Below are 20264 nucleotides of genomic sequence, written 5' to 3'. Positions count from 1 at the left end.
GTCGCGCCCTTGAAGTTGAACGTCAGATTGTCCAAATGCGGCCCGCGTAACTAAACCCGCTCTGCGATCTCGTGGATGAGGTAGTCGGTCTTTTCCCAGCCCAGGCACGGGTCGGTGATCGACTTACCAAAGACCCCACCATCGACCGGCTGGTTGCCGTCCTCAAGGTAAGACTCGATCATAAAGCCCTTGACCAGCTTGGAGATGGACTCGTTGCGGCGGCAGCTGTCGAGCACCTCCTTGCAAATGCGGTACTGCTCCAGCGGGCGCTTGCCCGAGTTGTCGTGGTTGCAGTCGATGACCGCCGCCGGGTTGGCGTAACCGGCATGCTCGGTGTAGCGCTCGGCCAGGCGCTCTAGGTGCTCGTAGTGGTAATTGGGGTAGGTACGACCGTCGAGACCGATGTAGCCACGCATAACGGCGTGCGCGAGCGGGTTGCCGTCGCACTCGACCTCCCAGTTGCGGAAGATAAAGCTCTGATGTGCCTGGGCGGCGTAGATGGAGTTGAGCATAACGGTGGTGGAACCGGCGGTGGGGTTTTTCATGCCCACAGGCACCGAAATGCCGCTCGACACCAGACGATGCTCCTGGTTCTCGACCGAGCGCGCGCCCACGGCGACGTAGCTCAGCAGGTCGACGAGGTACTGGTAGTTGGACGGGTAGAGCATCTCGTCGGCGGTAAAGAAGCCAGTCTCCTCAATAACGCGCAGGTGCATGTGGCGGATGGCCTTAACGCCTTCAAGCAGGTCATCGGGCGCCTCGGGGTCGGGGTTGTGCAGCAGCCCCTTGTAGCCGGTGCCCTTGGTGCGCGGCTTGTTGGTGTAGACACGCGGAATGATGATGAGCTTGTCCTTGACCTCTTCGGCGACCTTGGCCAGTCGGTTCATGTACTCAAGCACCGAGTCCTCGCGGTCGGCAGAGCACGGGCCGATGATGAGCGCCTTGCGTGCGTCCTCGCCGGTAAAGACCTTGGCGACCTCGGCGTCGAATGCCTGCTTTTTGGCGGTAAGCTCGGCGGGAAGCGGCATTTCCTCGCGGATCTCCATGGGGATCGGCAGCCTGCGCTTGAATTCCATGGCCATATGGGGCCTCCTTTATCAATTAACGGCAACAATTGGCGAATTCTCGAATGCTCGGCATTATCCGCTGTCGCACGCTAAAGTGCAAGTGAAACCTGCCGAAAAGGGACAGGTTTATTTTGGTCGGTTTTATCTGGGGAAATGTCGGCGCTCGCCGGAAGGGGAGGGCCAACGTACGGCACGCTGGAGCAAGTTGGATCTTCTGCGGCATACCCTATGGACAAAAAATGGCAAATATGAGTACTGTTGCTAGCGTAGTATCATATCGATCTTACAAGATAATAGACACAACAGTAAATATGTTCATTAACGTTGGCACACAGAAGCATGCTACCGGGCATTTTGATCAATTTGAAGGCATATCTAGGCCGCAATGAGGTCGTTTGGGGCAGTTTTGGCTGTTACTAAAAAGGTGACAGTACTCATATTTGCCATTTTTTGCCCACAGGGGCTGGAAAGGACCGTCAATTCGGCTCCAGGGGATGCGGTCCAAGGGCCGCAGAACGAAAAATGGGGGCGCTGGTTGTCCTGCGCCCCCATTCTTTGGGTATTGCGGTTGTTTGCCGCCGGTTTTACGCCGCCTCGTCGAACTGCGAGTTGTACAGGTCGGCGTAGAAGCCGCCCTGGGCGAGCAGTTCGTCGTGTGTGCCCTTCTCGACGATGTCGCCGTCGCGGATCACCAAGATCACGTCGGCGTTACGGATCGTGGACAGGCGGTGCGCGATGACAAAGCTTGTACGGCCTTGCATCAGCGCATCCATGGCGCGCTGAATGAGCTCCTCGGTGCGGGTGTCCACGTTGGAAGTCGCCTCGTCTAGAATCAGCGCCGGGCGGTCGGCCAAAATGGCACGGGCGATGGTCACGAGCTGGCGCTGACCCTGCGACAGGTTAGTGCCCTCCTCGTTGATCATAAAGTCGTAGCCACCGGCGAGCGTATGGATAAAGTGGTCGCAGCGTGCGGCGCGTGCGGCGGCTTCGACTTCGGCATCGCTCGCATCGGGGCGTCCGTAGCGAATGTTCTCGCGAATGGTGCCGTTAAACAGCCAGGTATCCTGCAGCACCATGGCAAACTCGCCGCGCAGTGCCGCGCGGTCCCAGTCGCGCACGTCGATGCCCTCGACGCGCAGCGAACCGCCGTCCACGTCGTAGAAGCGCTGCAGCAGCTTAATGAGCGTGGTCTTGCCAGCGCCGGTGGGGCCGACGATGGCGATGGTCTGACCGGGCTGCGCCTCGCAGCTAAAGTCGTGGATGATGGTCTTGTCCGGCGTGTAGCCAAACTTGACGTGGTCGAACTCCACGTGACCGGGGCGCTTCTCGGGAATCTGCGCGTCGGCCTTCTGCTCCTCCTCGGCCGCGGCCAGGAACTCAAAGACGCGCTCGGTGGCGGCGGCCATCGACTGCATCGTGTTGCTCACGTTGCCCAGCTGCTGCACGGGTTGCGTAAAGTTGCGAACGTACTGGATAAAGCTCTGGATGTCGCCGGGTGTGGCATTGCCGGTCAGCGCGAGCTGCGCGCCCACCACGACGACGCCCACGTAGCCCATGTTGCCCACCAGACTCATAAGCGGCATCATCAGGCCCGACAGGAACTGAGAGCGCCAACCGCTCATAAAGAGGCGGTCGTTCTCTTTGTCGAACTCCTCGATCGAGGCCACGGCGCGGTCGAACACCTGAATGACGTTCTGGCCGGCAAAGTCCTCCTCGATGATGCCGTTGACGGCGCCCAGGACCTGCTGCTGCTCGCGGAAGTACGGCTGCGAGAAGTGAATCATCACGGTCAGGATAATCGCGGCTGCCGGCAGCGTGAGCACGGTGACGCCGGTGAGCGGCAGACTGATCGACAGCATCATGACGAGCACGCCGATAATCTGCGTCACCGATGTGATGAGTTGCGTCACGCTCTGGTTGAGTGACTGACCCAGCGTGTCGACATCGTTGGTGATGCGGCTGAGCACGTCGCCCTTGCTGTGGCCGTTGAAGTAGCTCATCGGCACGACAGCGATCTTGGCGGCGATCTCCTTGCGCATGCGATAACAAATCTTTTGCGTGACGCCGGTCATGAGCCAGCCTTGGATCAGGCTGCAGGCAGAGCTCGCCAGATACAGACAGAGCAAAAAGCCGAGCGTCTTGGCGATCCAGGCAAAGTCGACATCGCCGGTGCCGTTGACCTTGGCAACCAAGCCCTCGAACAGCTTAGTCGTAACCTGGCCAAGCACCTTGGGCCCCACAATGTTAAAGATGACCGAGCACACGGCAAAGGCGACGGCGGCAAACACGGCAATCTTGTGCTGGCCGATATAGCCGAGCAGCTGCCTCATGGTGCCCTTAAAGTCCTTGGCCTTTTCGCCGCGACGCATGCCGCCCATGCGGCCCATGGGTCCACGCTGGCGGGTGGGCTTGGGAATCTGAGTCTTGGTTTCGTCTGCCATTAGCGCTCGCCTCCTTCCATAACGGCTTCAATCTCTTCTTGGGTAAGCCCCAGCTCCTCGGCGGAAAGCTGTGACTGTGCGATCTCCAGGTACGCCGGGCAGCTGTGCAGCAGCTCCTCGTGCGTACCGGTGCCCACCACGTGGCCGTCGTCGAGCACGATGATCTGGTCGGCGTGCATGATGGTCGCGATGCGCTGGGCCACGACCACGAGTGCGGCGTCGGTAACGTTTTTGGCCAGCTCCTCGCGCAGGCGAGCGTCGGTCTTGTAGTCGAGTGCGCTAAACGAGTCATCGAACACCACGACCTCGGGCTTTTTGGCCAACGCGCGGGCGATGGCCAGACGCTGGCGCTGACCGCCCGAGACATTGGAGCCGCCCTGGCTGATGGGGGAGTCGTAGCCGCCCTCGCGCTCGGCGATAAAGTCCTCGGCTTGGGCGATGCGTGCCGCCCGGTGCATGTCATCATCGCTCACCATGTCGCCGGCAAATTTAAGGTTGCTCTCGACGGTGCCCGAGAACAGGCGCCCCTGCTGCGGGATGTAACCGATGCGCCGGCGCAGCTCGGAAAGGGTCATGTCACGCACGTCGATGCCGTCAAGCGAAATGCTGCCGCCCGTGACATCGTACAGGCGCGGAATCAGCTGCACGAGCGTGGATTTGCCCGAGCCCGTGGAGCCAATGATGCCGAGCATCTGACCGGCGTGCGTGGTGAAGTTCACGCCGCTGATGACATCGGCGCGGGCATCGGGATACTGGAAGCTCACGTCGCGGAAAGTGAGCTCACCGTGCGGCGCGCTGGCCGCGGGCAGTTTGGGCGAGGCGGGGTCGTTGATGCTCGTGGGGCAAGTGATGACCTCTTCCACGCGCTCGGCTGCGACCTCGGCACGGGGTAGGATAACCGAAACCATGGTGAGGATCATAAACGCCATGACGATCTGCATGGTATAGGAGATAAACGCCATCATGTTGCCGACCTGCATCACGCCGTCGGACACACCCTGCGCGCCAAACCAGACGATAAGCACGGTGATGCAGTTCATGACGAGCATCATGAGCGGCATCATAAAGCTCATAGCTCGGTTGGTGTAGAGCTGCGTGGTCATCAGATCGAGCGATGCCTTGTCAAAACGCTCGAGCTCGTGCTCCTCGCGGTTGAACGAGCGGATGGGCATAAGACCGTCGAGCAGCTCGCGCGCGGTAAGGTTCACGCGGTCCACAAAGCTCTGCATCTTTTTGAACTTGGGCATGGTGAGGCCCATGAGCACGCCGACGACGGCCGAGACCGCGACGATGGCCACGGCGATGGTCCACTCCAGGCCGGTGTGGTTGGCCAGGACGCGCATGACCGCGACGATACCCATGACAGGCGCCATGAGGCACATGCGAATGAACAGAGTCGCTGCCATCTGGATCTGCTGAATGTCGTTGGTGCAGCGGGTGATGAGCGAGGCCTGGCTAAACTTGCCCACCTCGGCCGGCGAGAAGTGCATGACCTTGTTGAAGGTCTCGCGGCGCAGGTCGCGGGCGATGGAGCAGGCGGTGCGCGACGCCACGGCGCCGGTCAGGATGGTGGCGACCAGCGACACCAGGCACAGGCCAAACATCGTGGTCGCCATGCGGCCCAGGTAGGCGTTCTGCACGTCGGCGGGGTCGATGCCCTGCGCTTTGTACTCGTCCTGCACGTAGGTCACGGCGCGCTGCGTGACGATAGAGCCCGACATGGAGCCCATTTTGTCCGCCATATCGTTGGCGCCCTCGACGAGCTTGCCCTGGTCGATGAGGCCGCCTTCAACGCCTAGGCGCAGGCTCTTCATGGTGATCTTGCCGCCGTCGGCATCAATCTGCTTTTGCATGTTCTGCGCCGCTGCGGCCTTCTGCTGCATCTCGGCGAGCTGCTCGGGCGTCATCGCTGCCATCTGCTCGGGGGAGGGCATGGCCTGGGCGGCGCTGCTGTCTTGGTCGCTGGACGTGCCCATCATATCGCCCATGGAGCTGGCGTCGATGCCCTGGTTGAGAGAAAGGACGACGGTCTCGGGCAGGCTCATAATGTCGGCAATCTTGCCGCCATCGGCACGCCCTTCCTCGGTGCCCTTGTACGTTCGAATGCCGTTTTTGTCAGCCTTGCTAAACACGGCCTCCACAGCTTTGGCGTCCTTGGTGTTCATAAAGAGTTCGAGGTCGTCGAGCGATTCGGCACGAATGGTGTCGGGTACGGGCGAGGCGATGCCGCCTTGCTGCACGCCCACGTCGACGATGTCGCTCATATACGTAGGTAGCGCGAGGTCGGCATTGCAGCTGATCACGATGAGCACGATAGCTGTAAGCAGTGCCAGGATATGCTTTTTAAAGAGCTTGAGAATCCTCACTCGGCATCTCTCCTTTCTTGATTGCGATCGATAATTTCGTTGGCACGCCTTAGGAGGCGCACCATCTCTTGGGTATCTGTTTCGCCGAGCTGCTCGAGGAAGGCCGCGGTGCGTTTCTCGAATTCCCGACGTTTGATTTCGAGATCTTGTCGGCCTTTGTCGGTCACCGTGACGTGTACGCGACGACGGTCGGTCTTTGAGTGCTCGCGCTCGACCCAGCCCTTGGTTTCGAGGGCGCGTAGGATGTTGGCGATGCGGGCGCTCGAAACCCAGGCGCGATCAGCGAGTTCGCTCGGCGTGAGCGAACCGCCGGCGAGCATGAGGGCGCGCATGACGGCCATCTCACCACTGAGGGCTTTGTCCACAAAGCGCGAAATGCGCTGATGCATGCTGCCAAACTCAGTTAAGAGCTGACGTCCAAGCTCATGGAAATCGGTATCTTCCACCGAAAACCCCTAACACTAGAAACTATTTTCGGTGAAAGATGATACCCCTGTATGCACGCCTCATACAGTAGATTTTTGGGACATGCCTAGAAATCTACCTTCGTGGGCATTTCATGCCACCGCCTCCGTCGCGGCGAAAAAGTAGATTTTTAGGCAGGTCCCAAAAATCTATCGGTGGGTACTTTACCCTGCTAAAGCTGGCATAACAGCTAGAGTGAAGGACGTATAAAGGCAAGGGGAAATATCAAATAATTCGGTGAACGGTAGCTGATGGCGGGCGCGTTTCCTGCGGATTTGTTGAAAACGCTCTAATGACACAAAAAAAGGAACATATAACAGCCCTGATGAAGGGGGTGGCTATGTTATCCTTCACTAACGGGTGAAATCTTGGGTTTAGGGTTGCAAGACCAAGGTGAATAAACGTTTTTCCCTGCGCTAACGCGCGACGGAAGGCGAATGAAGCCGGTGGTGCAAGCCGAACATTCAAGAATTCAATAAGCAGCGGTGTGAGAGAGCGCCGCATTACACGTAACTAGGAGCGTGGTTACACAATGCAGGAGGCATGGGAAGGCTTCAAGGAAGGCATCTGGACGGGAGAGGTTGACGTCCGAGACTTCATCCAGAAGAACTACACCCCCTACGAGGGCGACGAGTCGTTCCTCGCCGGCCCGACCGAGCGTACCAAGGAGCTGTGGGGCGAGGTTCTCGACCTGCTGCTTAAGGAGCGCGAGCAGGGCGGTGTCCTCGATATGGACACCAAGACCGTCACGGGTATCGTGAGCCACCCCGCTGGCTACATCGATAACGCCCACCGCGAGAAGGAGACCATCGTCGGCCTCCAGACCGACAAGCCGCTCAAGCGCGCTCTGCACGTCAACGGTGGTATCCGCATCGCTTGCCAGGCCGCCAGCCAGCACGGCTACAAGGTCGACGAGAACGTTGTCGAGCGCTACACCTTCGAGCGCAAGACCCACAACGCCGGCGTCTTCGATGTCTACACCCCCGAGATGCGCGCCTGCCGTTCGGCTCACATCATCACCGGTCTGCCCGATGGCTATGGCCGCGGCCGCATCATCGGCGACTACCGTCGTGTCGCCCTGTACGGCGTTGACTACCTGATCAAGGACAAGGAGGCCCAGAAGGCTTCCACCCCGACGGTCATGACCGCCGACAACATCCGCGACCGTGAGGAGCTGCAGGAGCAGATCCGCGCCCTCGGCGAGCTCAAGATGATGGCCGAGACCTATGGTTTCGATATTTCCAACCCTGCTACCAACACGCAGGAGGCCATCCAGTGGATGTACTTCGCCTACCTCGCTGCCGTCAAGGAGCAGAATGGCGCCGCTATGTCCATCGGCCGTACCTCTACGTTCATCGACATCTACGCTGAGCGCGACCTTGCCAACGGTACCTTCACCGAGGAGCAGATCCAGGAGTTCGTGGATCACTTCATCATGAAGCTCCGCATGGTCAAGTTTGCCCGTACCCCCGAGTACCAGGCCCTGTTCACCGGTGATCCGCAGTGGGTCACCGAGTCCATCGGCGGCATGGGTGTTGACGGCCGTACGCTCGTTACCAAGATGAGCTACCGCTACCTGCACACGCTCGAGAACATGGGCACCAGCCCCGAGCCCAACATGACCGTTCTGTGGTCGACCCGTCTGCCCGAGAACTTCAAGAAGTTCTGCGCCAAGACTTCTGTCGCCAGCTCCTCGATCCAGTACGAGAACGACGACCTCATGCGCGTTTACCATGGCGACGACTACGGCATCGCCTGCTGCGTGTCCTCCATGCGCATCGGCAAGGAGATGCAGTTCTTCGGCGCCCGCGCCAACCTGGCCAAGTGCCTGCTGTACGCACTCAACGGCGGTGTTGACGAGGTCTCCAAGAAGCAGGTCGGCCCCAAGTATCGCGCCGTCGAGGGCGATACGCTCGATTACGACGACGTTGTGGCCAAGTACAACGACATGATGAAGTGGCTCGCTGGCGTGTACGTCAACTCGCTGAACATCATTCACTACATGCACGACAAGTATTGCTACGAGCGCATCCAGATGGCTCTGCACGACAAGCACGTGCACCGCTGGTTCGCTACGGGCATCGCTGGCCTTTCCGTCGTGGCTGACTCCCTGTCCGCCATCAAGTACGCCAAGGTCCACCCCGTCCGTGATGAGAACGGCATCATCGTCGACTTCGAGACCGAGGGCGAGTTCCCCAAGTACGGTAACGACGACGACCGCGTCGACCAGATCGCTCACGACGTTGTGCACCAGTTCATGGAGTACATCCGCATGAACGACACCTACCGCAACTCCGTGCCCACGACCTCGGTTCTGACCATTACCTCCAACGTCGTGTACGGTAAGAAGACCGGTTCCACGCCCGACGGCCGCAAGGCCGGCCAGCCGTTCGCCCCGGGTGCTAACCCCATGCACAAGCGCGATAGCCACGGCGCCATCGCTTCGCTGTCTTCGGTTTCCAAGCTCCCGTTCCGCGATGCTCAGGACGGCATCTCCAACACCTTCTCCATCATCCCGGGTGCGCTCGGCAAGGAGGACCAGGTGTTCTTTGGCGATATCGACCTTGATCAGCTGGGCGAGTAACTATTGTTAGTGCTATACTAACAATAACGATTACTGATTAGCGCGCCGGTTTCGGCCGGCGCCTATCGATCGAAGGAGACACATTATGAAGGTTTCTGAAGTTTCCGAGACTCAGGCCGATAACCTGGTCCACATGCTCGACGCTTACGCCGAGAAGGGTGGCCATCACCTGAACATCAACGTCTTCAACCGTGAGACGTTGCTCGATGCTCAGGCTCACCCCGAGAAGTACCCGCAGCTGACCATCCGCGTTTCCGGCTATGCCGTGAACTTCCACACGCTCACCAAGGAGCAGCAGGACGAGGTCATTTCGCGTACCTTCCACGACAAGTTCTAAAGGGGTTTAACTCCCGCAGGATCGCCGGGCCGCTTTGGGTTACTTTCCAAAACGTCCTCGGACATGCAAAGGGCTCCGCTGCGCGCTTCGCGCGGCGGAGCCCTTTGCGTCCTGCGGAAATGTTTTGGAAAGTAACCCAAAGCGGCCCGGCGGGGGTCCTGTGTAGTCACCCTTTAGGCGGAACTCTCCTAATTATTTGGATGAGTCGTCTACTTACTTGTGCCGTTACCGTCTTCCCGCTGTTGTTGGGGTATGCTTTGTTCGTATGTAAACGTATGACATGTTGATGGGGGAGGGTGCTATGGCTCGCGAGGGCGCTCGTTCTAAGGATTCTGCTAAGCCTGGCATCAAGGAAGTTGCAGCGGTGGCGGGGGTTTCGCCTACTACGGTATCTCGCGTGCTTAATAATCGCGGCTATATTAGCCAAGAGACCCGCGATAAGGTCCATGCCGCGATGGAGCGCATCAACTATACGCCCAACGATATCGCCCGTGCCATGCTCAACGGCCGTCTGAACCTTATCGGCATGATCGTTCCCTTTGTGAGCAGCCCGTTCCATGCTCAGGTTGTGCAGGCGGTCGAGCGCACGTTAGCGGAAAACGGCTTTAAGATGTTGCTGTGCAACAGTGCCAATCGACCCGATCTTGAGCGTTCCTATATTGACATGCTCCGCCGCAATATGGTCGACGGCGTCATCGTCAACTCCCTCAATATCGGTGCCGAGGCATATGCCGAGATGGGCTTGAGCCTGGTTGGCATCGACTGCGATCTTGGCGAGGGCTCTGTCCAGATTGCAAGTGACAGCTATGGCATTGGCGAGCTCGCCACGCGCCGTCTGATTGATGACGGCTGCAGGCGTATCCTGTGCCTGCGCAGCAATAGCCGCATGCGCATGCCCGCCAATAAGCGTACCGATGCCTACCTCGATGTTGTTGAGCAGGCCGGTTTGTCCGCGCTTGTCCGTGAGGTTGAGTTCGTTAAGCCCGACGACGAAAAGGGCGCGGTCGTTGCGAAGATCCTCGATGAGAACCCCGATATTGACGGCATCTTTGCGGGAGACGATACGATGGCGGCCATCTGTCTCAACGTGATGAAGCAGCGCGGCTTGAGCGCTCCAGACGATATTAAGGTCGTGGGCGCGGATGGTGCCCGCCGAACTATGACGTTTATGCCTGACTTAACAACCGTACGTCAAGATATCGATCGCATCGGAGAGCTCGCGGCGCAATCCATCATCGCTCTTATTAACGGCGATAATCCCGAATCGAATATCAAGCTCCCCGTTGAACTCATTGAGGGCAAAACCGCGTAGTTCATCCTGTGCCAAAAGAATTCCTCAAACGCCTCCGATGACCGTTCGCCGGCATATGTCAACCGTTTACCGACGACTGGAACTGCGAAAAGACGTATTGATATGAAAACGTTTGACATATGAAAACGATTGACATATCTTGCCATTGTACCGAGTTAGTATGTCGTGGAAAGGAAGTCTCGGATGCACAAGGTGTATTACCAGCCTGAGGGAATTTGGGTAGGCGACATCATGCCGTACGGCGAGGACGGCACGTTCTATCTCTATCATCAGCGTGACACGCGTAACCCCGAACCTTTCGGAGAGCCGTTTGGCTGGGCACTCGCTACGACCAAGGATTTCGTCAACTACAAGGACTTTGGCGAGAGCCTTGAGCGCGGCGGCGACGAGGAAGTCGACCAGTACATTTATGCCGGCACGGTGTTTAAGGTGGGCGACAAGTACCATGCGCTCTACACTGGTTGCAATCGCGATAAGGTCCGCGCACGTTTGATGAAGCAGGTTCTTCTTCACGCAACGAGCGACGACGCCGTCAAGTGGGAGAAGAACATCGCCGAGACGCTGCTTCCGCCCCAGGAGGGTTACGATGACCGCAACTGGCGCGATCCCTTTGTGCTTTGGGATGAGGAGAACGAAGAGTACATGCTCATCCTCGGCACGCGTGTGGGCGAGGACAAGCGTCTGATGACCGGCCGCCTGGTCAAGTTCACCTCCAAGGATCTGACCAACTGGGAGTTCCAGGGCGACTGGTGGAACCCAGGCCTGTACACAATGTTTGAGATGCCTGATCTCTTTAAGATGGGCGACTGGTGGTACCTCGTCTTTTCCGAGTACAGCGACGGCAACAAGACCCGTTACCGCATGTCCAAGTCCATCAACGGTCCTTGGATTACCCCCGCTGACGACTCCTTCGACGGCCGCGCGTACTACGCCGCTCGCACCGCATTCGATGGCGAGCGTCGCGTTCTCTTTGGTTGGGTTCCTACGCGTGACGAGGGCGACGACCCCAGCTCTTACCTGTGGGGTGGTACCTTCATGCCCCTCGAGATCGTTCAGCGTGCCGACGGAACGCTCGGCACCAAGCTTCCCGACAGCATGCTCGGCGCCTTTGGCGAGGGCAAGGCTGTCGAAGCCTTCGAGCTCTCCTGCGAGTCGGGCAAGGTCGAGCAGGTTTTGTCTGCAGACGCCGGCTCCACCTACTTGCTCGATACCGACATTGAGCTCGGCGGTAACGCTGCCGGCTTCTCGGTCAAGTTCGCCGAGGACGCCGAGACCGGTCTTGCCTATGAGTTCCGCGCCAACCTGCGCGAGGGCAAGCTCGAGTTCACGCCGGCTCCCCAGTACCCGTGGTTCCAGGTCAACAACATGGGCCTCGAGCGTCCGTTGTTCTTTAAGGGCGAGGGCACTCATCATGTGCGCCTGGTCGTTGACGACGATATCGCGACCATCTTTGTCGATGATGTTGCGCTCAACGCTCGCTTCTGCAACAAGCAGGGCCAGGGTGTGGCGCTTACCGTCACCGACGGTGCGCTCAAGTGCGCAAACGCAACGATCGCGTCTCTGTAGCGGCAACGAACCGTTTTATGATTTAGAAAAGGAATGGAGAGGAACATGGACTACAAGGCAGTGTCCCAGCAAGTCGTCGACAACGTCGGCGGACTGGAGAACATCGAGGGCGCCACGCATTGCGTGACCCGTCTGCGTCTGGTGCTCAAGGATACGAGCAAATACAACAAGGCCGAGCTCGAGAACATCGATGGCGTCAAGGGCGTGCTGTACAACAGCGGCCAGCTCATGATCATCTTCGGTACCGGTACCGTCAACAAGGTTTACGATAAGTTTATGGCTCTGACGGGCGTTAAGGAGATCAGCGCTTCCGAGGTCAAGGGCGCCGAGGCGGACAAGAAGGGCAAGTTCTTCTCGGTCCTCAAGGTATTCTCGGACATCTTTATCCCCATCATTCCCGCCTTCGTCGGCGCTGCAATCATCATCGGCCTTAAGTCGCTGATCGTTGCCAACGGCCTCTTCGGCATGGAGGGCAGCCTCGCCGATCACAGCGAGTTCCTCAAGAACCTCGCAAGCTTCTTTGCCATTATCGCCACCACCTTTGACTACCTGCCTGTCCTGGTTATGTATAGCGCGGTCAAGCGTTTTGGCGGCAACCCGATCCTGGGCATCCTCGTCGGTATCGTCATGGTTCACCCGAGTCTTATGAACCGTAACACGTTCGTTATGGACCCGACGGGTGCTGAGTACTGGAACTTCGGTCCGCTCTCCATCCCCATGGTTGCTTTCCAGGGCGGCGTGTTCCCTGCAATCCTGACTGCCTGGTTTATGGCCAAGGTCGAAAAGATTGCCCAGAAGTACATCCCCGAGGTCGTCTCGTTTGTCTTTGTCCCGACCGTTACCCTGATTCTTGCTAACGTTGCCCTGTTCACCGTGTTCGGCCCGCTCGGCAACCTGATCGGCGACGTCCTCGCTGGCGTAATCGATGTCCTGTACAACAGGATGGGCGTCTTTGGTGCCTTTGTCTTCGCCGCGTTCCTGCAGCCGCTCGTCGTTACCGGTACGCATCAGTTCATCCAGGGTATCGAGGCAAACCTCGTTGCCACGACTGGCTTCAACTACATCCAGGCCATCTGGTCGGTCTCCATCATCGCCCAGGGCGGCGGCGCCATCGGCATGTACCTCATTCACAAGAAGCACTCCAAAGAGCGCAACATCTGCATGTCGTCCTTTATTCCGACGCTGGTCGGTATCTCCGAGCCCGCTATCTTCGCTGCAAACATGCGCTATTCGATCATTCCGTTCATCTGCGCATGCATCGGTGCAGGCTGCGGCGGTGCCTTCGTGAAGTTCTTTGAGGTGCGCGCCATCGGTCAGGGTCTGACCGGTGTGCTTGGCCTGCTCATCGTTACGCCCGAGACTCTCGTGTGGTATGTGGCTGGTAATCTCATCGCCTTTATCGTGCCGATCGTCTTGATCTTTGCCTACAACAAGGCAAAGGGCGTTCCGACCACCGATGAAGAGGGCGCTGGTGCTGGCTTCGATGTCAGCTTCTAGTTGAGCCGTTCAGCGTAATGTGCGGATAAGTCCATTTGAGGAAGGGCGCTCGGCTCGTGCGAGTCGAGCGTCCTTCCCTATAGACGAGAAAGTCAATGGCGATGTTTAATCAAAAAAATAAGGTGACACGCGCGGACTATGAGCAGTGGCGTGCCGGACAGGATGAGACGGCTGGTCGCATCGCGTCCGACCCCGATAGGCTCCTGTTCCATGTGGAGCCTGAGCTTGGCTGGCTCAACGACCCCAACGGTTTGGTTCAGATTGGTGATACGTATCACATCTATCATCAATACGATCCGTTCGATGCTGCGCATGGCGGTCCAGTGCTTTGGAACCATCTGACGACAAAGGATTTTGTGACGTACGAGAATCATGGCTCCGTGCTGTTCCCCGATTCCGATTTGGATTCGAACGGAGCGTATTCTGGTTCTGCCTTTGTACGCGATGGCAAGATTCACTACTTCTATACCGGCAACGTCAAGCATTTTGACCGCGATGATTACGACTACGTGTTGACGGGTCGTGAGCAAAACCAGATTCATATGGTTGCCGAGAATCCCGACGAATTGGGCGAGAAGTGCATAGCTGTTGGACCGGTCGATTACCCCGACGATATCGGTACGCACGTGCGCGACCCCAAGATCCTTGAGCACGACGGTATCTACTACATGGTTCTGGGCGCTCGTACGAAAGACGATCGCGGCTGCGTGCTTGTCTATACCTCGCGCGATCTAGAGGACTGGAACTATGCGACGCGTATTGAGCTGGGCGAGAAGTTTGGCTTTATGTGGGAGTGCCCCGATCTGTTCGAGCTCGATGGTGAGCTTATTCTCGTTTGCTGTCCGCAGGGTGTGCCTGCCGATGGATGGCGTTACCGCAATCCGCATCAGTGCGTGTGGTTCTCCATCGAGGCCGATTGGGAGGCGCCGAGCTTTAAAATCGTCGGGCAGGGCATGCCCCCGATGGTCGATGCCGGTTTTGATTTCTATGCTCCGCAGTCCTTTGAGGATGCTGCAGGCCGGCGTTTGATGATCGGATGGTCGGGTTGCCCCGACGCGACGGCAGAAAACCCGACGGTGGCGCGCGGGTGGCAGTGCGCGTTGACGGTGCCGCGAGAGCTGAGCATGCGCGATGGTAAGCTCTGCCAGCAGCCGGCGCACGAGATTGAGAGGATGCGCGGCGACTGCGTTCGCGCGACAGGCGGTGAAACCGTTGAGGAGCCGGGCCGCCTGTTTGATGTTGTGGTTTCCTGTGAGGGCGCCAAGATGGTCGAGCTCGAAATCCGCAAGGGTGTCTTTGTGCGCTATGCAGACGGGATGCTTACCCTCGACATGGGTGACGAAGGCTATGGGCGCGACCAGAGGTCGATCGAGCTCAGCGAGCTTCGCGACCTGCGCGTGCTTTCGGACACTACGATGGTCGAGATTTTTGCAAATGGCGGCGAGGCGGCACTTACGAGCCGTACCTATTCGCCGGCGGTTCCGGCGATGGGGTTGCATGCCGAGAGCGCGGCGTCGATGGATTTCTACCGCCTCGCGCATTAACCATGCGTGAGGCACGATTGGACTTGCTGGGCGGAATGTGTTGCAGTTGCCGCAGCGAACTACCGTTTATCGCGTATAGCTACCGTTTGCGGGATAAGTAACACTCATTTATAAACCGTGTAAAATCTCAGCCAAGCACGGAGTTTTCCAGGGAGACGCTGTCCTTTGTTATGTGCAAGGGACGGCGTCTCTTTGGCGCTTGGACGCCGTTGTGCAACAGTGCGGCGGCGCGTGCCATGTATTGAAAAACCAATGTCGAGATGGGTCGTGATAAGAATGGGCAAGTACGTAATCGTGGTTGAATCTGGTTCGGATGTGACGCCAGAGCTCTGCGAACGCTACGGCATCGTGCGCGTGCCCATGCATGTCACGATTGGTGACGAGACCGTCGAGGACGGCTCGATCGATCCGCTCGAGATTTATTCGCGCTGCAACGAGTTTGGCGTGATGCCCAAGACCAGTGGCTGCGCACCGGCAGATTTCTCCCGTGTGTACGACCGCATTCACGCCGAGCAGCCCGACGCGACTATTCTGCATCTCGCGTATTCCGAGGCCACGACCTGCTCGCATCAGTCCTCAAAGATTGCGGCCCAGGGGCGCGACTACGTGTTCTCCATGGACACGCGCTTTGTCTCGGTGGGCCAGTCGCTCGTTGTCGTCGAGACCGCCAAATACATCGAGGCTCACCCCGATGCCACCGTCGACGAGATCTTTGCATTTACGAACTCCGTCATGGACCGCGTGCTGTTGGGCTTTGTTCCTACGGACCTTGCCTTCCTTAAGGCGGGCGGTCGCTTGTCCAACGTCGCGTTCCTAGGCGCCCATCTGCTCAAGATTAAGCCCTGCATTGAGGTGACGGGCGGCAAGTTCGTGGCGACTAAGAAGTTCCGCGGCTCTATGCTCAAGTGCGCCCGCGCCTTTATTGACCACATGGTTGCCAAGGGCGAGATCGACTACTCGCACATTGGCCTGGCGTATTCGGTGGGCCTTTCCCAGGAGCTGCGCGACGACATGGAGGTCTATGCGCATGACCTGGGCTTTAAGGATATTACCTGGACTCAGGTTGGCGGTGTCATCTCGAGCCATTGCGGCCCGACCGCCTTCGGTGCGGTGCTCACGCTTAAGGCGTAAGGCCTGGCGTCTATCGATTTCTATTGCCTCGGCGACGGGCGGGTTGTGACAACCTTCCCGCCGCTTTTGCGTGAAGTAAAATAGGACGACCTAATTGACCCCTAAACCGTTTTGCCATCATGCGTATGGGCTAGAATGGCTCTGACATTTATGTAACTAAAACCAATGAGAGGCAAGGTAGCGGGAATGGCTGAGATGACGCTCGAGGGTGTGGACGCTCGTCCCGAGGACTCTGCGTTTGCCCTGGGCCGCGTGCATTCGATTGAGACGATGGGTACGGTCGACGGTCCCGGCATCCGCTTTGTGGTGTTTGTTCAGGGCTGTCCCATGCGCTGCGCGTATTGCCACAATCCCGATACCTGGTCTGTTAACGGTGGCACGATGGTGACCGTCGAGCATCTCATGGACGAGTTCCAGAGCAACCATGAGTTCTACCGTAGCGGCGGCATTACCGTTTCGGGCGGCGAACCGCTCCTGCAGCCCGAGTTTTTGGCCGACCTGTTCCGTGTGATGCACAACAACCCCGATGGCCGCGTACACACCTGCCTAGACAGCTGTGGCTATGCATTTGATCCCAAGCATCCGGAGAAGTTCGATGCTGTTCTCAACGAGACCGATATGGTGCTGCTCGACATCAAGCATGCCGATCCGGTTGAGCATAAAAAGCTGACCGGTTGCGATCCTGCGCGCATCCTGGCGTTTGGCGATGAGCTTGCCCGTCGCAAGATTAAGGTTGTTATTCGCCATGTGGTGGTGCCGGGTATCACCGACACGGCGGAGGAATGCGAGAAGCTCGGTCGCCTGATCGCTCCATGGCACAACGTGGTGGGCCTGGAAATGCTGCCGTATCACACGATGGGTGTCGTCAAGTACGAGCAACTGGGTATTCCCTATAAGCTCGAGGGCGTGCCCCAGATGGATACCGCGCGCATGCCCGAGCTGCGCAACGCCGTCATGGCCGGCATGAAAAAGCGCCGTGCGGAACTCAAAAACGCCATCGGCTAGCAGCACTCATTGGGGACAGACTTAAATGAGTGCCCCGGGCACATAGTTGATCGCTAAAGAGCCCCGTCAAGTTGCGGTGGAATAGTTCTTGTGTATCGGCCTATGCCGTCCAAACAGGAACTATTTCACCGCAACTGCGTTTTGGGCAGAGATGCGCAACAGAATCGTGCCATTTGGATAAATACGCCTGTGGTTTCTTTAAAGACGCCTTAAACGGTGTCAAACAATTTGGGAAAGAAATGGCTGCTCAGTATTATGCTGCTCGTATATGAACGGGCACAATCAGGAGACCACGTGCGAAAGGGCAAATCGCGGGACGAGTATGTGCCGCAGCATGGCAGCAGATATGAGACGAAGGGCATGTCTTCGCGCGGCCTTGCCGACGCTCGCTTTCGCGGGGCGAAGATTGCCGCCATAGGAATGCTAGCGTTAGCGGTTTTTATCCTCGGAATTGCCGTTAAAACCCACGCCTTGGAGCGAACGGTGCGCTCAGATGCGTCAACGGTACAGCTGCAAAACGAGAAGGTTTCAAAGTCCAAAGCGTCGGCAGATCAAGCTCTGTCGACGGCAGATCTCAAGACGAGACTTTCGAAGGCGGACTTCAACGATATCCCTTCGGGTGATACCGTTCAAACCTTCTCGTTGGTGGATAACAAGACTCCTACCTTGGAGGATCAGAGCCTTACCTCGCTCCAGGATGCCCTGAGTCGGGCGCAGGAGCTGGGCGACGTAGGCGTAGTGTTCTACGACCTATCGAGCGGTAGGGGCGTGACGTATAACGCCGATGTCGCGGTGTATGGAGCGAGCAGTTACAAGGCGCTGTATGCGCTCTATATTTGCGAGACGTTGGTCGAATCGGGGCAGGTGTCGCTCGATTGGGCTTTAGCCACGTATGGTGGTTACAGCATGGGCTGGCAGACGGTACGCGACCTTATCGAGAATGCCGTCGTCAACTCGGACAACGATTCGTTTATCGCGTTACGCGCGGCGTTTGACCATGATGGCTATGAGGATTGGATTGCCAACCTGGGTGTTGATAACGAAACGGCACTGGATCCGATGAGTGATTTTCCGACCTACTGCCCGCGCACCTCGGCCAAGTTGTGGTGCGAGATGAGTGAGTATTTGAGCTGTGACACCGAGACGTCGCAATGGCTGTCGGGCCTTCTGACCTCTACGACCCGATCGTTTATTCGCGATGGCATTGCGGACGATCAGGTCTTGGTGCGCAACAAGGCGGGTTGGATCAGCGAGGACGGTTGCTATTCGACATGCGATGCCGGACTGATCGACGTCGACGGCCATAGCTATGTTATGAGCGTCATGACGTCGATGCCGTGGAGCGATCGCTCGAGCGAGGTTACGGCTGCGATTGCAAAGGCGCTCTATGATGTGCGGTCCTCGTTGGCCTAGCGACTTCGTAAAAAGTGAAAGAACCAAAATGCTGGTACCATACCGTGGATAAGCAATTTGCACGAATTTGGGGGGATGGCATGGCAACCATCGCGATCATAGGCGCACTCGAAAAAGAGGTTACGCAGATTAAAGAAGAACTGAACGGCGCTCATGTGTCGCAAGAGGCGGGCTTGACCGTTGTAAGCGGCGAGCTTGACGGTCTGACAGTAGTCGCCACGACCGCTGGCATGGGCACCGTGAATGCCGCCGCCGCAACGCAGCATCTCATCAGCAAATACGCCCCGCGGGCAGTTGTGTTTTCGGGTATCGCGGGCGGCCTAAACCCTAAGCTCCATATTAACGACGTGATTATTGGCAAGTGCCTGCGCTATCTGGATACTGACACGGCACTCATTGCCGAGTCGGCGCCGGGGCTCGAGGAGTTTGTCTCGACGCCGGCGTTGGTTGATGTTGCTGCCGCCGTGCTTGCCGAGCATGGATTTGTGGATGCCTCGACGGAGGAGACTTCTGCGGAGAAGGACCCCAAGCAGTTCCTGTGTGGCACTATCGCCACGGGTGACCGCTTTGTTACGGGTGACGCCATGCGTAACGCTGCGATTGAGGCCACGCATGCCGATTGCGTCGAGATGGAGGGCGCGGCAATTGCGCACATCGCGGCCAAGAATGGTGTCGATTGCCTGGTGCTGCGCGCTATCAGCGATAATTGTGACGAGGCATATGACGCGTTTTGTGAGCGCGAGTTCGATCTGGATGAGTACGCTCGCACCGCGAGCGGCATCACGCTTGACATCGTTCGTCGTATTGCCGCCGCGCAATAGCGCGCCCGTTTTGTAAAAACCTACGACCAAGGAGTGTCCATGGCCGATTCCATTAACTATCAGCTTGCCAAGTTCGTCGCCAGCTATGGCAAGGTTTCGCAGATTCCCGAGTCCACCTGCCCCGAGGTGAGCTTTGTCGGCCGCTCCAACGTGGGCAAGTCGTCGATTATGAACAAGCTTTTTGGCCGCAAGAACCTGGTCAAGGTTTCGAGTACGCCGGGCAAAACGAGCAACATCAACTTCTTTGAGGCCGATGACGTGCATTTTGTCGACCTGCCGGGTTACGGTTTCGCCCGTCGCTCCAAAGCTGAGCGCGATCGCTGGGCCGAGCTTATCGGCGACTTCTTTGACTCCGAGCGCAGCTTTAACCTGGTTGTATCACTGGTTGACATTCGTCACGACCCCAGCAAGCTCGATCATGACATGATCGACTACCTGCAAGGCAACGAGTTCAACTTTATCGTCTGCCTCACCAAAGCCGACAAGCTCAGCCGCACCCAGCAGGCCCGCCAGTCAGCAGCCATCAAAAAGCAGCTCAACGTCCCGGCCGAGAACGTAATCATCACAAGCTCCCAAACCGGCACCGGCATCGACGAACTCAAACGCCGCATCGCCGAGGCCTGCCTCTAGTAAGGGCTCCAGCCTAGCAAGAGCCCCTACCAATAAAAGGCCATAATTTCAGCCCGGCGCCCCTTCAAAGCGTGGGTCCCTGTAG

The 20264-nt window shown here is 58.0% G+C and carries 15 protein-coding genes; 11 read left to right on the top strand and 4 right to left on the bottom strand.

All coding sequences use genetic code 11. From position 1 onward, the window contains the following. Positions 1-50 precede the first annotated feature (50 nt). The 4 genes from DW037_RS01255 to DW037_RS01240 all read right to left on the bottom strand — a co-directional run bounded on the left by DW037_RS01255 (position 51) and on the right by DW037_RS01240 (position 6320). Positions 51-1082: a 3-deoxy-7-phosphoheptulonate synthase gene (locus tag DW037_RS01255; protein ID WP_117583526.1), complete on the bottom strand. Its 1032-nt coding sequence runs from the start codon at positions 1080-1082 to the stop codon at positions 51-53. Between the two features lie 569 nt (positions 1083-1651). Further along, positions 1652-3508 (bottom strand): ABC transporter ATP-binding protein, encoded by a 1857-nt coding sequence (locus DW037_RS01250; protein WP_117629915.1) that lies wholly within the window; start codon positions 3506-3508, stop codon positions 1652-1654. Continuing rightward, positions 3508-5874: an ABC transporter ATP-binding protein gene (locus DW037_RS01245; RefSeq protein WP_117629916.1), complete on the bottom strand. Its 2367-nt coding sequence runs from the start codon at positions 5872-5874 to the stop codon at positions 3508-3510. The genes DW037_RS01250 and DW037_RS01245 overlap by 1 nt, the downstream gene beginning before the upstream one ends. Continuing rightward, positions 5871-6320, bottom strand: a complete 450-nt coding sequence (locus DW037_RS01240; protein ID WP_117629917.1) for a MarR family winged helix-turn-helix transcriptional regulator — start codon at positions 6318-6320, stop codon at positions 5871-5873. Before DW037_RS01240 ends, DW037_RS01245 begins: the two co-directional genes overlap by 4 nt. Before the next feature lie 551 nt (positions 6321-6871). On the opposite strand from DW037_RS01240, the gene pflB reads away from it, so the two are divergent. The 11 genes from pflB to yihA all read left to right on the top strand — a co-directional run bounded on the left by pflB (position 6872) and on the right by yihA (position 20179). Further along, positions 6872-8923 carry a formate C-acetyltransferase gene (pflB, locus tag DW037_RS01235; RefSeq protein ID WP_117629918.1) on the top strand — a complete coding sequence of 684 codons (2052 nt, stop codon included), beginning with the start codon at positions 6872-6874 and terminating at the stop codon, positions 8921-8923. A gap of 85 nt (positions 8924-9008) precedes the next feature. After that, on the top strand, positions 9009-9260 hold the full coding sequence (gene grcA3, locus DW037_RS01230) for an autonomous glycyl radical cofactor GrcA3 (RefSeq protein ID WP_117583521.1): 252 nt from the start codon (positions 9009-9011) through the stop codon (positions 9258-9260). Between the two features lie 301 nt (positions 9261-9561). Further along, positions 9562-10572: a LacI family DNA-binding transcriptional regulator gene (locus DW037_RS01225; protein WP_022094949.1), complete on the top strand. Its 1011-nt coding sequence runs from the start codon at positions 9562-9564 to the stop codon at positions 10570-10572. 183 nt (positions 10573-10755) lie between these two features. Then, positions 10756-12138 carry a family 43 glycosylhydrolase gene (locus DW037_RS01220; RefSeq protein WP_117583519.1) on the top strand — a complete coding sequence of 461 codons (1383 nt, stop codon included), beginning with the start codon at positions 10756-10758 and terminating at the stop codon, positions 12136-12138. A gap of 45 nt (positions 12139-12183) precedes the next feature. Beyond that, complete coding sequence (locus tag DW037_RS01215; protein ID WP_117583518.1) at positions 12184-13635, top strand: PTS transporter subunit EIIC; 1452 nt, start codon at positions 12184-12186, stop codon at positions 13633-13635. 95 nt (positions 13636-13730) lie between these two features. Then, entirely contained in the window at positions 13731-15179 is a 1449-nt protein-coding gene (locus tag DW037_RS01210) for a glycoside hydrolase family 32 protein (RefSeq protein WP_117583517.1), read from the top strand. A gap of 276 nt (positions 15180-15455) precedes the next feature. Beyond that, positions 15456-16310, top strand: coding sequence for a DegV family protein (locus DW037_RS01205; protein ID WP_233503811.1), 855 nt, complete (start codon positions 15456-15458; stop codon positions 16308-16310). Positions 16311-16496: 186 nt separating this feature from the next. Next, positions 16497-17315 carry a pyruvate formate-lyase-activating protein gene (gene pflA, locus DW037_RS01200; protein WP_117583515.1) on the top strand — a complete coding sequence of 273 codons (819 nt, stop codon included), beginning with the start codon at positions 16497-16499 and terminating at the stop codon, positions 17313-17315. 294 nt (positions 17316-17609) lie between these two features. Continuing rightward, positions 17610-18728 (top strand): serine hydrolase, encoded by a 1119-nt coding sequence (locus tag DW037_RS01195; protein WP_158571893.1) that lies wholly within the window; start codon positions 17610-17612, stop codon positions 18726-18728. An 80-nt stretch (positions 18729-18808) separates the two neighbouring features. Then, positions 18809-19549 (top strand): 5'-methylthioadenosine/S-adenosylhomocysteine nucleosidase, encoded by a 741-nt coding sequence (gene mtnN, locus DW037_RS01190; protein ID WP_117583513.1) that lies wholly within the window; start codon positions 18809-18811, stop codon positions 19547-19549. A 39-nt stretch (positions 19550-19588) separates the two neighbouring features. Beyond that, positions 19589-20179 carry a ribosome biogenesis GTP-binding protein YihA/YsxC gene (gene yihA, locus DW037_RS01185; RefSeq protein ID WP_117629919.1) on the top strand — a complete coding sequence of 197 codons (591 nt, stop codon included), beginning with the start codon at positions 19589-19591 and terminating at the stop codon, positions 20177-20179. The last annotated feature ends 85 nt before the right edge of the window (positions 20180-20264 follow it).

It is taken from the genome of Collinsella sp. AF39-11AT, assembly GCF_003474585.1.
Taxonomy (GTDB): Bacteria; Actinomycetota; Coriobacteriia; order Coriobacteriales; family Coriobacteriaceae; genus Collinsella.
Note: the sequence above shows the minus strand (reverse complement) of the source record. Positions and strands in the feature narration are given on the sequence as shown.